Raw genomic sequence first — 14,519 nt, 5'->3', positions numbered from 1 at the left:
AGGAGGAACAATCATGAAAAAGGTAATGTATTTAGAATTTGAACGCTGTATCGGATGTCGTTCCTGCCAAGCTGCCTGTAGAGAATGTGGTGGCCATGACGCGAAAGAACGAAATTATGTTGAATATATAGACTTTTTTGAAAGTAGACAGACGTATCCAATGATGTGTATGCAGTGTAAAGATCCAGCGTGTGCAAAAGTTTGTCCTGCTAATGCTATTCAGATCACTGAAGAGGGTGTCGTTTTATCTGCAATGGAAGAAAAGTGTATTGGATGCCGTAACTGTACATTTGGTTGTCCTTTCGGTATTCCAAAATTCGATTTTGAAGAAAACAAAATGTACAAATGTGATATGTGTTATGACAGGACGAAGTATGATATTTCTCCAATGTGTGCCTCTGTGTGTCCAAGTGATGCAATAAGGTTTATTGATCACGATGAGATGATGGAGCTCCGTAGACGTCGTACACAAATGAATCTGATTGAAGGAAAGAAGCCGTCGCAAAACGATAAATGGCAGTATGTACCTGAATTCTTTGGAGTTTATTCAGATTAATATTCTTAGAAAAATTGAAAGGGGTGGCGAACATGTCAGAATGCCCAAAAAGCCGTCATGCTAATAAATCGAAAAATGACATGGTTAATCTAGTTGATAACGTTGAACAAAAGGAAGACCTTAAATTTAATCGACGGGCGTTTTTGAAATCTGCAGTTGGAGCTTCCATGGCATTGGGACTGTCCACCGTTCCATTTAGTGTAAGGGCAATGATGGGGCTTACTGATGATGAAGAAGACCGTGTGGAAATCATAGATTTAGATCAATTGCCAGTTGGTGAGTCCCATAAGTTTTACTATCCAACAGAAAAAGATCAAGCTTTATTAGTTCATACAGTAGATGGTGATTTAGTTGCCTACAATTCAGAATGTACCCATTTAATGTGCCCTGTGTTTTATCAAAAGGAAGAAAATAAATTATTATGTCCATGCCATAAAGGTTCTTATGATGTTAATAGTGGTCAACCTATTGCTGGTCCGCCTCAGCGCGAGCTGCCATTAATTGAGATTGAAGTAGTGAATGGAAAGGTTTATGCAGTAGGGAGGCAGTTTAGACATGGATAAGAAATGGTACTGGGGAATTATATTTTTTACAGTAGCCGTGAATGTAATTATGCTTCAATTGACAACAAGGGCTTACTTAGGTAGAGAATTTGAAATGGTTCTTCCTTATTCTATCGTAGGTGTTGTCATGGCAGGTATTGCATTCTTCACTTTTCTTCAATGGAAAAAAGTTGAGTATAAGGAAGATGAAAAATAAATGAGTAGCTGTCTCCACCATAGAGGCAGCTCCTCATTCATGTACTTAGAAATAGACTAAATGAAAATGGAGGGGTTTACATGGCAAGAATAACTAAGTGGGACCCAGAAGACGAGCAGTTTTGGGAAAGGGAAGGAAAGAGACATGCCAGTAGAAACTTGTGGGTTTCTGTTCCAGCACTATTGCTTGCATTTGCTGTATGGCAAATTTGGTCAGTTGTAGCAGCCAGCTTAAATGATGTTGGATTTAACTTTACAAATTCTCAATTATTTACGTTAGCAGCGTTACCAGGTTTAACTGGGGCAACGTTTCGACTTTTCTATACTTTCGTAGTACCAATTTTTGGAGGGAAAAACTGGACAATTTTTAGTACTGCAACGCTATTAATACCATCCATTGGTATTGGGATAGCTGTACAAAATCCAGAAACTTCATTTACTACGATGGCCATTTTAGCGGCATTATGTGGACTTGGTGGAGGTAACTTTGCTTCCTCAATGGCTAATATTAGTTTCTTTTATCCAAGAAAAGCAAAAGGTACTGCATTAGGACTTAATGCGGGGATTGGTAACTTAGGTGTAAGTGCAGTACAATTTCTAGCACCATTAGTTATCACTATAGGTATTTTTGGTGCTGTTGTTGGAGGACCACAAATACTACCAGATGGTTCTCAGGTTTGGATGCAAAATGCAGCATTTATATGGGTAATTCCAATTGTCTTAACTGTGATAGCCGCTATTTTTTGGATGGATAACTTACCTGGAACGAAAGCTTCAGTGAAAGAACAGGCAGTTATTTTGAAGAAGAAGCATACTTGGATCATGACTTGGTTATACGTGATGTGTTTCGGTTCATTTATTGGATATTCTGCTGCCTTCCCACTATTAATTAGGACAGAGTTCCCTGAAGTGAATGCAATTCAATTTGCATTTTTAGGTCCACTAGTAGGTGCTGCTATCCGTCCAGTTGGAGGTTGGATTTCTGATAAGATTGGTGGAGCTATTGTAACTTTTTACGATATTATCGTGATGATTGCAGCTACTATCGGGGTTGTATACTTTTATAACGCAGGTAACTTTACCGGATTCTTAATTATGTTCTTGATTTTATTCGTAACTACAGGTATCGCCAATGGATCTACATTTAGAATGATTCCTGTAATCTTTGATAATCCAAAGCATGGGGCAGCAGTAATTGGCTGGACTTCTGCAATTGGGGCATATGGAGCATATGTAATTCCTGAAATATTTGGTTGGTCTATTGATACTACTGGAACAGCAAATCTAGCATTATATATTTTCATCGCATACTATGTCGTTAGTTTAGTTATTACATGGTATTACTACTCTAGAAAAAATGCAGAGGTTCAATGTTAACATAGGAGCAGTTGGATTCCACTAGACCTGCGTAATTGAACAAGCATAAACAAAGGCTTTCATAAGGGTGTAAAACTCTTATGAGAGCCTTATTTTATCTCATATGGTTAATGTTGGGCGAGTGCTAGTGAAATCGTCAAACAATATTCATATATTGCTCGTTTTTAACTGTGCTTATAGTGATAACATGGTAATATAAAATGAATTTTGGAAAGAGGTTTTCTTATGGATAAAAAACAACTGCAAATGAAAAGGTTTTTTAACGAACTTTCTGAAGAAAACCAAACATTATTACTAACATACGGATTGGAAATATCGGTAAAAAGCGGTAGTTTTCTCTTTTATGAAGGTGATTTTCCTGAACATGTTTATCTTGTGAGATCAGGTAAAGTTAGATTAAGCAAAATGACTGCTGATGGCAAAGAATTTTCTGTTCACTTAAAACAAAAGGATGAGTTAGTAGGTGAAGTAGGTTTATTTAATGAGATGTCAATTAGTGTTACGGCTGAAGTGATTGAGGATGCTGTACTCGTCCGTTTTGATCGTCATACATTAGAGGCTCTATTTAGGGAAAATGGTGAAATTGCAGTAGCGTTTATGAAATGGTTTGCTCGTCATACGCAATCAACACAGGCGAAGTTTAGAGACTTAATTTTATGTGGAAAAACTGGCGCATTCTACTCTACCCTTGTTCGTTTTAGTAATTCTTATGGAATGGAAACAAATGATGGAATCTTAATAAATGTTCAATTAACAAATCAAGATATTGCAAATTATATTGGGACTACACGAGAAAGTGTTAATCGGATGTTAAATGATCTAAAAAAATCTAAAATTTTATCAATGAATGATGGGCGTATTATTCTCCATAATATTCAGTTTTTAAAAGATTACTTACATTGTGGAGACTGTCCCGTAGAAATTTGTACAATTTAAAAGACGAACAAGGTAAGCTACCTTGTTCGTCTTTTCATTTAGTTAGTTACCATTCTGTCATTGGAACAATTTCCATGTTTTCACCATGGAATGTTTGTTCTCCTTCTGTTGTAACTAATGTACAGGAAAGAACATCCTCCTTTTTGTTGGAGGAAACTTGTTTCCTTTTATAAGTGAGGAGAATTCCTTCACCAATAATATCATCGCCATAATAGACAGCAACCTTCTGACCTTCAAGAGACTTGTGTTTTGCTTTGTCAATGAAATCAGTCCATACCGAAAAACCATGATAAATAAATACTTTGTTTCCAGCTTCATCATAACCAATATGAGCATTACTGTCATGAACACTTCCCTCAGTATGATCTGCAATGTGACTAATGATGTTATAAATATTCTGGCAATCCTCCATGGCTACTTCTTGTGGAAACTGCAGTTCAATTGTGTTATTTTCAAGAGAATTAATTACTTTTAATTGGCCTCCTGCTTTATTGCTTAATTCAAGAGTATACATATTATTGTTATAAGTTAAACCATGGGAGGACAAAAGACTGTAGAGCATTGGCTGTCCTTTATATGAAACAGTTGCTGTTAACATAATAACCATTCCTTTATTTATAGTTAAAAATTCATTTATACATAGTTTATCAAAGTAATAACTAGCTGACTGTGGTATAAATCACACACATATCCGTATACCAAGTTTTCATATGGTCTACCGTGAAAATTTAAATCATGTGTGGGTATTCATTACAGTCCATTCCCTTTCCGTGGGGGGATGGCGAGCCTCTACATGTTGCAAAGTTATATTGTAAGAAATTACAACTTCATAAATGTGATTGCTATCACAAGCTTGATGATTCATATACGGTACAATGAAGGTGAATATAGATGAAATGAGGGGAAGAAATGACTTGGTATATTCCACGTGAACATGGTGCATGGGCGATGCTTATTGTTCCATTTTGGATTGGTGCTTCTATTAGTCAACCAACTTGGAGTCACGTTGTCTTGTTTTTAGGCTTCTTAGCTGTATATTTTGCCCAAGCCCCATTGCTAAACTATTTAAGAAATCCTAAGCATAAAGATGTTTGGCCATCTTTTTTCGTATACGTTGTGATTGGTTTAACAATTATTATACCGTTTTTAATACGTGTGCCTGAGTTACTCATTATATGTTTTAGCATAGCTCCGCTTTTTCTAGTAAATTTATACTTTGCAAAAACAAAGCAAGAACGCCTATTTATTAATGACTTATGTGCTATTACTGCTTTATCAGGGCTATTACTTATTTCCTATCGACTAAATGAACCAGCGCTTCAGCCTGAAGCATTTCTATATATGGTGGTATGTATTCTTTTCTATACTGCTAGTGTATTTCATGTGAAATCCCTTATAAGGGAAAAGAAAAATGAAACGTTTAAAAAGAGGTCTCTTTACTATCACATTTTTATTATTATTTGTTCCATAGCTTTACAATTGATTGGAGTAGCGATAGCATTTTTTATTACGTTTCTAAAAATGAAATTTCTACCAATAAAATATTTACGAACACCGAAACATATTGGAATAGTAGAAGTTATAAACAGTGTTATTTTCATTATCCTCGTTATTACGTTTTATTATATTTAATAATCACATCACTCCAACTTAAAAATGGATTTTAAGTATAAAATTGAATTTGGAGAGATGAAATGGTGACATAAAAAGGCTAGGTTCTCCTAGCTTTTTATTTTTGGACAAATATTTCCTATTAGGTATTATCACCTTTTTTTTATCATATAAAAAATATAAGATTGGTGTTTTTAAAATCAAATACAAGTAAAAGTGTGTAACATTATTATGAGTGATTATATTGAACATTGGAGACGGATGATCATGACTATCAAAAAACGATTAATTACAATTGAAAATGAGGAATGTCTCCTCCACCTTCCTGAAAAACCAAATGGTTATGCCATTTTAATTCTAGGTGACCGTAGTCATTATATTCATGGAGAAGATAGTTACTGGACTCAGCATCCAACGAGAAAGGAACTTCTAGAAGGGTTTGTGGACAAGGGGTACACCGTTTTTTATTCCCATCAGTCTGGTGCTCATTGGGGGAAAGCAGATATTGCAAAGGTGACAGTAAGACTGATTAATTATGCATTAAAAACAGAAATATTAAATCAACATATTCACATCATTGCAGAAGGTATGGGTGCTCTCATTGCCCTAAGGTTACTAGCAGATAAAAATATAAAAATTAGATCATCTGTATTTATTAATCCTTGCATTTCTATCACGAATCAATTGGAAGAGGAAGAGATAAACCGTTTCTTTTATAAGAAGATGGTAAAAGAGTTAATAGAGGCCTACAATGTTGGGGAAGAAGAACTTGAACTAATAAGTAATGATATGGATAAGGTGCGGGAAGCCATTAATCCTGATGTTCCTATAAGGATTCTACAGGCAGTTTATCAAGCACCGTATTCCATGGAAAAACAAACAAGAGTATTTATTAAGGAAAGAAAAGATAAACAAAAGGAAATAGATACTACATTTTACCTTCCAGGGAAAACAATAAATCAATTTATTCAACCAATTTGTTTCTTTTTTGTGAAATATGAGCAATAGTTCCTATAAAAAAGGTTATTTATTCTTGCAAAAACTGAGAAATTTTGTAATGATTAAATAGTTCGTAAGAAGGAGGAGGAAGGGAGAGCAAACGTGAGACTAGTTTATGGTTTAATACTATTTGCTGCTTGCTCGCTATTATCTTTTTCATTATTAGAGTTATTTTTCAACTTAAATACAGGATTTAATGTGATTGTTGCTATTGTCTTTGGTGGTATTATGGAATTTCTTTTTTATCGAAAAACCAATAATTAATTAAGAAAATAAAAAACAACAACAGTGTGTTCGAAGAGTTGATGAAAAAGTGGGGGAGTATGCCAGCATGAAAGTTTGGTACTTTTCTTTAATAATACTTATATTTTTTGTAAGCGGTTGTGGTAGTAATGGTAATGGGTTAGAAAAGGCAGGAATATTACTTCCGCATCCAATAGATGATCAAGGGTGGAATAGTAAAGGATATCAAGGGATGTTGAATATTCAATCTACATTTGATATCCAAGTAATCATTAAAGAAGATATACATACAGAAGATTCTATTTTTACTTCAGTAAAGGAAATGGACGAAGAAGGAGTTACACTCATTTTTGGACACAGTAGCCTTTACGCAGATTATTTTATGGAATTGAAGGATCAATATCCACACATTCACTTTGTTAGTTTTAATGGGGAAGTGGAAGGTGAAAATGTAACTAGTGTTCATTTCGAAGGGTATGCAATGGGATATTTTGCTGGATTATTATCTAGTGAGATGACGAAAACAAATCAATTAGGTATCATTGCTGCTTTTTCCTTTCAACCTGAAGTACAGGGGTTTAAAGATGGGGCTGTTTTTAATAGGGAAGAAGTCTCAGTTACTGTGGAATTTGTTGAAAGTTGGGTTGATAGTACGAAAGCCATTAAATATTTTCATAGAATGAAAGAAGAAGGGGTAGATGTGTTTTACCCTGCTGGAGATGGATTTCACGTTGAGGTAGTTGAAGAAGTAAAGAGGTCTGGATTATTTGCAATAGGCTATGTTGGAGACCACTATGACTTAGGTGAACAAACTATTTTAACTAGTACTGTTCAGCATGTAGAAAAGCTTTATGAAAAAGTAGTTAATGATTTTATAGAAGGAAAATTAGAAAGTGGAAATCATTATTATGATTTTGCTGATGAAGTGATTTCTTTAGGGGAGTATGGTATTAATGTCCCTGATGAAAAAAGAGACTGGATAGAGAAGGCTATAAAAGAATATATCGAAACTGGCAAGTTCCCACATGAACTTAAATAGTTATTAGCATGCAAATGAAAGCTTTCATTTGCATTTTTTGTTGTTTATCTTCATGATAGTAAGCAACACTTTATTCAAGGGGTGCAGACAATGAGTAATAATAAAGCAATACAAAAAATGGCTGACAGAGTTGTAGAGGGATATAATGCCATTCACGATAAGGATTATCAAAAGGCAAAGAAATTATTGGATCCAATTGCCCCATTATTTCATCAAGAGGATAGACCGAATGTAACCTTTTTGTCGTATTTAGCGATTGCGCAAGTTGGGAGTAAGGATATTGATTCTTTTCTTCAAACTTACGAAGAACTACAAAAGCATGAACCAAAAAATAATAAAGAGCAATCTCTGAAAAAGAGAGTGGAGGAAATGTTTCAAGAACTCATGAACTCGATTCAAGATAACTTAAACGACTAATGGAACACCTGGATAGATGTCCTCATATGATATGAACGAAAGCCTTAGTTTAATCTTAAGGAGGTTTATATCATGCATCATCCGATGTATCAGCATGGTTGGCATAGAGGACATCAAGGGCATTCCCACGCACAAGGGGCTCCACATGGGCAACATGGCCACCCTCATGAAAATAGTAGGTTTGGACCAGTATTACCATTTGTAGCCGGTCTTGCAGGTGGAGGTTTACTTGCAACGGCCTTTACAGGTACTAATCACCCAGCACCACCACGGCCGCCACAGCCCTATTATCAACCACCACAATTTCACCCTAGCCCAGCGCCATATGGTCCTCCAGTTCCTAATTATGCTCCAAACTTTGGACCACAATATGGCCCTGGCTTTGGTCCAGATTACGGCCCAAATTATGGTCCTAACTATGGTCCTAATTTCGGCCCAAATTATGGTCCACAGCATGGATAGAATAAAAATGAACTCCGCTTGCCAAAGCGGAGTTCTATTAATTTAGGATTGCAATTTTTTTAGTACTAGGTCATAATATTAAGTATAAAAACCAGGGGGAATTTAGAGGAGGATTTACAATGCGTGCAGGAATTATTGGTATAGGTAAATACGTACCTGAAAATATTGTTACAAACTTAGATCTTGAAAAGAAAGTTGATACTAATGACGAATGGATACGTACTAGAACAGGAATTAAAGAAAGAAGAATAGCAAAGGAGGATATGGATACATCACATATGTCCTATAAAGCTGCAGTAGAGGCGATAAAAGATGCTGATATATCTCCTGAAGATTTGGATATGATCATAGTTGCTACAGTTACGCCAGATCAGCCTTTCCCATCTGTTTCCTCCATGCTGCAACATCAATTAGGTGCACATAAGGCAGCAGCAATGGATATCAGTGCAGCCTGTGCAGGATTTATTTATGGAATGGTTACAGGAAAACAGTTTATTGAATCTGGTACTTATAAAAATGTTCTTGTAGTAGGAACTGAAAAGCTTTCAAAAATTGTAGATTGGAATGACCGTAATACGGCAGTGTTATTTGGTGATGGTTCAGGAGCAGCTGTTCTGGGTCGAGTATCTGAAGATAGGGGCATATTATCTTTTGATTTAGGTTCGGATGGAAGTGGTGGAGAACATATTAAACAGCCAGGTGAATTTATACAAATGAACGGAAGAGAAGTATTTAAGTTTGCTGTTAGGCAAATGGGAGAATCTTCTTTAAAGGCTGTTGAAAAAGCAGGATTAAGTAAGGAGGACGTAGATTTTCTTATTCCTCATCAAGCAAATATTCGTATCATGGAATCTGCAAGGCAACGTCTAGACTTACCAGTAGAGAAAATGTCAAAAACAGTGGACTTGTATGGCAATACATCCTCTGCATCAATTCCATTATCGTTAATGTATGATCTAGAACATGGTAAAATAAAAGATGGAGATTTAATCGTATTAGTTGGCTTTGGAGCTGGATTAGTTTGGGGTTCCATTGCCATGCGTTGGGGACGTTAAGTTCATTAGAAGTCCTTATTAATGAAAGGAGAAATGTTAGATGAAAAAAAATAGAGTAGTGGTTACTGGAATTGGAGCGGTTACACCACTAGCAAATGATGCTCATACAACTTGGACGAAGGTCGTTAATGGTGAATCAGGGATTGACAAGCTACAAAAATATGAAGTTGGAACATTTCCAACTGAGGTAGCAGCGGAAGCACTTGAATTTGACCCTGCTGCATTTATTGACCCTAAGGATGCTCGTAAAATGGATAGGTTTACTCAATTTGCAGTAGCTGCTTCCATTATGGCTGTAAAGGATGCAAAATTAGAGATAAATGATGAAAATGCTCACCGCGTTGGTGTATGGATCGGTTCTGGAATCGGCGGTATGGAAACATTCGAAAAGCAATTTAGAATGTATGAAAAAAGAGGTCACCGTAGAGTTAGCCCATTCTTTGTACCAATGATGATTCCGGATATGGCGTCTGGACAAGTTTCTATTACACTAGGGGCAAAAGGGGTTAATTCTTGTACAGTAACTGCGTGTGCATCAGGAGCGAATTCCATCGGTGACGCATTTAAAGTCATCCAGCGTGGTGATGCTGATGTTATGGTTACAGGTGGAGCCGAAGCCCCGATTACGGAAATGGCTTTTGCTGGATTTAGCTCAGCTAAGGCCCTATCAACAAATCCAGATCCAAAGACAGCCAGTCGTCCTTTTGACCAAAATCGTGATGGCTTTGTGATGGGGGAGGGGTCGGGTATTTTAATCTTAGAATCATTGGAATCTGCTCTTGCTCGGAATGCTACTATCTATGCTGAAATTGTAGGTTATGGTGCTACAGGTGATGCTTACCATGTTACTGCACCTGCCCCTGAAGGTGAGGGTGGGGTTCGTGCCATGAGGGAGGCAATTAAGGACGCGGAGTTAACTCCTGAACAAATAACTTATCTAAATGCCCATGGAACGAGTACCGAATATAATGATAAATATGAGACAGCAGCTGCAAAGACTGTTTTCGGAGATCATGTAAAGAACCTTGCTATCAGTTCTACGAAGTCGATGACTGGACATCTATTAGGTGCAGCCGGTGCTGTTGAAGCGATCTTTTCCGTAAAGGCCATTCAAGAAGGGATTATTCCACCAACAATGAACTTAGAAACGCCAGACCCTGAATGTGATTTGGATTATGTTCCAAATAAAGCAAGAAAACAGGACGTTCATGCTGTAATGAGTAACTCATTAGGCTTCGGTGGCCACAATGTTGCTTTAGTCTTTAAAAAATATCAATAAGAACTATAAGAGCATCCGAAGCTATTTTGGACGCTCTTTCATTTTATTAGAGTAACGCCCGCGGAAAGTTGTTAGCCTATAGCGAGTTCAATAATATCATCATGTCTATTTTAACGGTAGCCAAAAAATCAGTCTTGAGACGGAGGAGAGAACAGTCTATCGAAGGTACAAATAGAAGTGTTTTCCCTTTATGATTGATTCAGAGGACAGGATTTTATAAATATTACCTTTTTCTTGTTTACACAAAGAATTTATTATTGGCGTACAAGCTGGTTAAGGATACAATGATAGGAGGATGTCTAAAACATCCTTCATGAAAAGGGGCTACTGACGATGAAAAAAGTATTTGGAATTTTAATATTAGCTGTAGGAATTATATTTTTCTTATCTAATACTGGGTTTATAGAAACCAATGCAAGTAGTATTTTTTCAACTTTTTGGCCAGTTTTAATTATTCTAATTGGACTAAAAGTTCTCTTCGAGGGGATCATTTACTTTTTCCAAAACTTGAAAAGGGATAAACTCCACGTAGGTAAGGTTGTTTTTGGGATATTATTAACTGCTATCGGAGTAGTATTATTAGGAAATAATGCAGGTTGGTTTTCATTTGGCTTTGGAGATTTGTGGAGCTGGACTTGGCCAATCCTCCTCATATATATAGGTTTTAAGGTGATCTTTGATCGAAACGGAGACGTCGTCATTCATCTGGACATGGGCGATAAGGGGAAGAAGGATGATTTTGACGATGATGACAATAAGTACGATGATAAAAAGCAGGAGAAAAAAATAAAAATTAAGAAGAAAAGAAAAGCAAATACAAAACACCATACTGTTGTTGGGGAAATTCAATTAGGTCGAACTCCTTTTGAGGTAGATGGTGCCGATATATCAATGGGGGTAGGAAGCGTTGAAATTGATCTTACGAAAGCGATATTAAAAGATGGTGAGAATGTCATTGATATACGTAGTTGGGTCGGCTCTGTAGAAATTTTAGTGCCTAAAGATATGGCGATTAAGGCAGTTGCAGATGTTCGAATTGGAGAAGTGACTCTATTTGATGATACTTATTCTGGAACAAGTCGAAGTGCAACATATACAAGTCCTAACTTTTATGAAGCAGATAAAAAAGTTATTATGTATGTCAATTTAAATATTGGAGATGTGGAGGTGTTGACTGTTGGTTAACACATCCCATCATGTATCGAATCAAAAGAAGGATATAAAACAAGGAAGTGAAAAAAGAAACAGGGGTTTAAAGGGTATATTATGGGAATTGTTGGGACTGCAAGTGAAGATAACGGTAATTGCTTTTACAATCACTATCATACTTTTATTTATTATGTACTCTTTTTTTGCTGACAATATAAGTTCTCCATATATCTCAAGTGAATTAAACACACAACCAGTGATTTATGGATTAATTCTATTAAGTATCGCCATTATTTATTTAGGGACAGCCTGGTTTTTTACGTACTCCTATGGTGCTTCGTTAAAAAGGACGATTACTCAACTCATTCATCAAATTAAGCAATTCCAAATGGGGTCACTCCGTAAAATAGAAAGTATACAAAGAGGGGATGAGCTTGGCAAACTATCTGAGCAGCTTAATGCCCTAACCGATGATGTGGAGCAGCAAATAGTCTCTATGCGACGAGTATTAAATGAAAATGCACAGCTTATCTCAGAGGCAGAGAGGGCTGCAAGCCTCGAGGAAAGAAGAAAACTAGCAAGGGATTTACACGATGCTGTAAGTCAGGAGCTGTTTGCAGTATCCATGTCCCTTGGTGCAATGCCAAGACTATTGGATAAAAAACCTGAAAAGGTTAAGCCATTATTTCAACAAATTGAAAAAATGGTTCACCATTCTCAACAAGAACTTCGTGCTTTAATTATGCATTTGCGACCTGTAACGTTAGATGGAAAAGGTCTCAATCAGGCCATGGACACTCTTTTTAACGAATTAAAGATAAAGCATCCAAATTTAGATGTAGTTTGGGAACTTCAGCATTTCCCACCTCTTGATCCTGGAGTAGAAGAACAACTATTTCGAGTCCTTCAAGAAGGAATATCAAATTCCTTAAGACACGGAAATCCAGAAAAAATACATTTTTCATATAGTAATAAAGGTGATCGTCTCTTATTGGTCTTAGAAGATGACGGTGTAGGCTTTGATATGGAGGAGCTCAAGAGTAAACAAAACGTGAGTTATGGTTTACGTTCAATGAAGGAAAGGATTGTAGAGCTTGGGGGTCACTTCTCCATTTTATCTTACCCTAATAAAGGGACGAAGCTGGAAATACGAATTCCTATAGTAAACTCTGAAAAAAGTGGGGAGGCGGAGGTAGATGAATAATCAAATTAGGGTATTAGTAGTTGATGATCACGATATGGTCAGAATGGGACTTGTGACATATTTAAGTGTGGAAGATGATATAGAAGTCGTTGGGGAAGCGAGAGATGGGAAAGAAGCTATCGAAAAAGCAGAGAAGTATCAACCAGATGTTATATTAATGGACTTGTTAATGAGTGGCATGGATGGTATTGAAGCAACAAAAATCTTAACTAAAGAAAAAAACCAGGCGAAAATTATAGTACTAACAAGTTACCTGGACGATGAAATGTTATTTCCTGTAATGGAAGCGGGGGCCTTTAGTTATTTATTAAAAACATCAAACGCTAATGAAATCGTTAATGCTATCAGAAAAGCCAAAGTAGGAGAGCCTACTTTCCAAGGACAAGTAACACAAAAAATGTTTCAACAAATGCATACAAAACCGAAGCATGATGAATTAACAAATCGCGAAAAAGAAGTACTGGCACTAATAGGTCAAGGAAAGACGAATAAGGAAATAGCAAGCACCCTTTTTATTGGAATCAAAACAGTGAAGACTCATGTTAGTCATATCCTGGCAAAACTTGAGCTTGAAGATCGGACGCAGGCTGCAATTTATGCTAATAAACATAAATTAACTTAAGAAATGGTACATATTTCAAGGGGACATTTGCCACAATGCAGATGTCTTTTTAAATATTGAATATCCATGATAATTATATGGCCTCTTTGTACCTTCACAATTTGCTCTCTTTTTAAATCATTCAGCATCCTGTTCACTGTTTCTCGACTTGTTCCAATAAAATGTGCTAAGTCTTGGTTAGTCAATTTCATATCTATTAGTATACCTTCTTTGCGGTTTACCCCGTACGAGTTAGCAAATCTTATGAGAATAGAATAGAACGCACCAGTTTTCCCATATAAAAGCAAGTCTGAAAACTTAGCTTGCGTTGCCTGTGTATTTCTAGCAAAAAGTTTTATAAATGCTACTGCAATCTCACCATTCTGCGTGAATAGAGCTTCCAATTCTTTAATATCAAAGCGTACAAGTGTTGAATCTACTATGATATCAGCAGTCATGCTTACATTCATATCGTTAAACAAGCTGAATTCACCTACAATATCATCATCTTGTTTTAAATGTAAGAAGAACTTTTTATCATCCATTGTCATTTTACTTAAACGAACTTGACCTCTACGAATTAAATAGATATACTTCGCTTCTTCACCTTCATAAAACAGAGTATGCCCTGCTCTCACTTGAATCTCAGTACCGTGCAAAAGTAAACTTTTTTGATTATCCTTTGAGAGCTGTTTAAAAAATGTAACTTTCTCAGCTAATGTTTTCCCCATTTTAATCCCCCCTTAAGCATAATCCCATTGCTACACTTAAGCATATCATAATATAAAGGTTACAATTGTGAGCAAAATCACTCCTCAAAACTTGTGGAAGTA

The 14,519-nt window shown here is 36.3% G+C and carries 17 protein-coding genes; 15 read left to right on the top strand and 2 right to left on the bottom strand.

Translation table 11 applies throughout. From position 1 onward, the window contains the following. The first annotated feature begins 13 nt into the window (after positions 1-13). From BW724_RS14950 to BW724_RS14930, 5 genes are all read left to right on the top strand, one after another. Complete coding sequence (locus BW724_RS14950) at positions 14-556, top strand: 4Fe-4S dicluster domain-containing protein (protein ID WP_088075988.1); 543 nt, start codon at positions 14-16, stop codon at positions 554-556. Positions 557-588: 32 nt separating this feature from the next. After that, positions 589-1,119, top strand: a complete 531-nt coding sequence (locus BW724_RS14945; RefSeq protein ID WP_088075987.1) for a QcrA and Rieske domain-containing protein — start codon at positions 589-591, stop codon at positions 1,117-1,119. Beyond that, positions 1,112-1,315, top strand: a complete 204-nt coding sequence (locus tag BW724_RS14940; protein ID WP_088075986.1) for a hypothetical protein — start codon at positions 1,112-1,114, stop codon at positions 1,313-1,315. Before BW724_RS14945 ends, BW724_RS14940 begins: the two co-directional genes overlap by 8 nt. Positions 1,316-1,395: 80 nt before the next feature. Then, positions 1,396-2,691, top strand: a complete 1,296-nt coding sequence (locus BW724_RS14935; protein ID WP_088075985.1) for a NarK family nitrate/nitrite MFS transporter — start codon at positions 1,396-1,398, stop codon at positions 2,689-2,691. 225 nt (positions 2,692-2,916) lie between these two features. Then, the gene (locus BW724_RS14930; RefSeq protein ID WP_088075984.1) at positions 2,917-3,627 is read left to right on the top strand and encodes a Crp/Fnr family transcriptional regulator; all 711 of its coding nucleotides are present in this window, start codon (positions 2,917-2,919) and stop codon (positions 3,625-3,627) included. A gap of 46 nt (positions 3,628-3,673) precedes the next feature. On the opposite strand, the gene BW724_RS14925 is transcribed toward BW724_RS14930, so the two are convergent. Further along, a complete protein-coding gene (locus BW724_RS14925; RefSeq protein ID WP_088075983.1) occupies positions 3,674-4,225 on the bottom strand; it encodes a hypothetical protein in 552 nt (183 codons plus the stop codon). A 311-nt stretch (positions 4,226-4,536) separates the two neighbouring features. Here BW724_RS14925 and BW724_RS14920 point away from each other — a divergent pair, with 311 nt between their 5' ends. From BW724_RS14920 to BW724_RS14875, 10 genes are all read left to right on the top strand, one after another. Next, positions 4,537-5,259: a YwiC-like family protein gene (locus BW724_RS14920; protein WP_088075982.1), complete on the top strand. Its 723-nt coding sequence runs from the start codon at positions 4,537-4,539 to the stop codon at positions 5,257-5,259. A gap of 246 nt (positions 5,260-5,505) precedes the next feature. After that, entirely contained in the window at positions 5,506-6,246 is a 741-nt protein-coding gene (locus BW724_RS14915; protein ID WP_088075981.1) for an alpha/beta fold hydrolase, read from the top strand. Positions 6,247-6,568: 322 nt separating this feature from the next. Beyond that, on the top strand, positions 6,569-7,519 hold the full coding sequence (locus BW724_RS14910) for a BMP family ABC transporter substrate-binding protein (RefSeq protein ID WP_088075980.1): 951 nt from the start codon (positions 6,569-6,571) through the stop codon (positions 7,517-7,519). A 90-nt stretch (positions 7,520-7,609) separates the two neighbouring features. Continuing rightward, positions 7,610-7,936 (top strand): hypothetical protein, encoded by a 327-nt coding sequence (locus BW724_RS14905; RefSeq protein WP_088075979.1) that lies wholly within the window; start codon positions 7,610-7,612, stop codon positions 7,934-7,936. 72 nt (positions 7,937-8,008) lie between these two features. Then, positions 8,009-8,398 (top strand): hypothetical protein, encoded by a 390-nt coding sequence (locus BW724_RS24120; protein WP_235848986.1) that lies wholly within the window; start codon positions 8,009-8,011, stop codon positions 8,396-8,398. A 119-nt stretch (positions 8,399-8,517) separates the two neighbouring features. Further along, on the top strand, positions 8,518-9,453 hold the full coding sequence (locus tag BW724_RS14895) for a beta-ketoacyl-ACP synthase III (RefSeq protein WP_088075978.1): 936 nt from the start codon (positions 8,518-8,520) through the stop codon (positions 9,451-9,453). A gap of 40 nt (positions 9,454-9,493) precedes the next feature. After that, positions 9,494-10,732, top strand: coding sequence for a beta-ketoacyl-ACP synthase II (gene fabF, locus BW724_RS14890; protein WP_088075977.1), 1,239 nt, complete (start codon positions 9,494-9,496; stop codon positions 10,730-10,732). Positions 10,733-11,065: 333 nt separating this feature from the next. Continuing rightward, the gene (gene liaF, locus BW724_RS14885) at positions 11,066-11,917 is read left to right on the top strand and encodes a cell wall-active antibiotics response protein LiaF (protein WP_088075976.1); all 852 of its coding nucleotides are present in this window, start codon (positions 11,066-11,068) and stop codon (positions 11,915-11,917) included. After that, on the top strand, positions 11,910-13,085 hold the full coding sequence (locus BW724_RS14880) for a sensor histidine kinase (protein ID WP_088075975.1): 1,176 nt from the start codon (positions 11,910-11,912) through the stop codon (positions 13,083-13,085). Before liaF ends, BW724_RS14880 begins: the two co-directional genes overlap by 8 nt. After that, complete coding sequence (locus BW724_RS14875; RefSeq protein ID WP_088075974.1) at positions 13,078-13,707, top strand: response regulator transcription factor; 630 nt, start codon at positions 13,078-13,080, stop codon at positions 13,705-13,707. The genes BW724_RS14880 and BW724_RS14875 overlap by 8 nt, the downstream gene beginning before the upstream one ends. Here the strand turns inward: BW724_RS14875 and BW724_RS14870 are convergent. After that, positions 13,704-14,417 carry a Crp/Fnr family transcriptional regulator gene (locus BW724_RS14870; protein ID WP_235848985.1) on the bottom strand — a complete coding sequence of 238 codons (714 nt, stop codon included), beginning with the start codon at positions 14,415-14,417 and terminating at the stop codon, positions 13,704-13,706. The genes BW724_RS14875 and BW724_RS14870 overlap by 4 nt on opposite strands. Positions 14,418-14,519: the final 102 nt, after the last annotated feature.

Origin of the sequence: Litchfieldia alkalitelluris (assembly GCF_002153425.1) — a bacterium.
GTDB classification, from domain to species: domain Bacteria; phylum Bacillota; class Bacilli; order Bacillales; family Salisediminibacteriaceae; genus Evansella; species Evansella alkalicola.
This window is presented reverse-complemented; position numbering and strand designations above follow the sequence as displayed.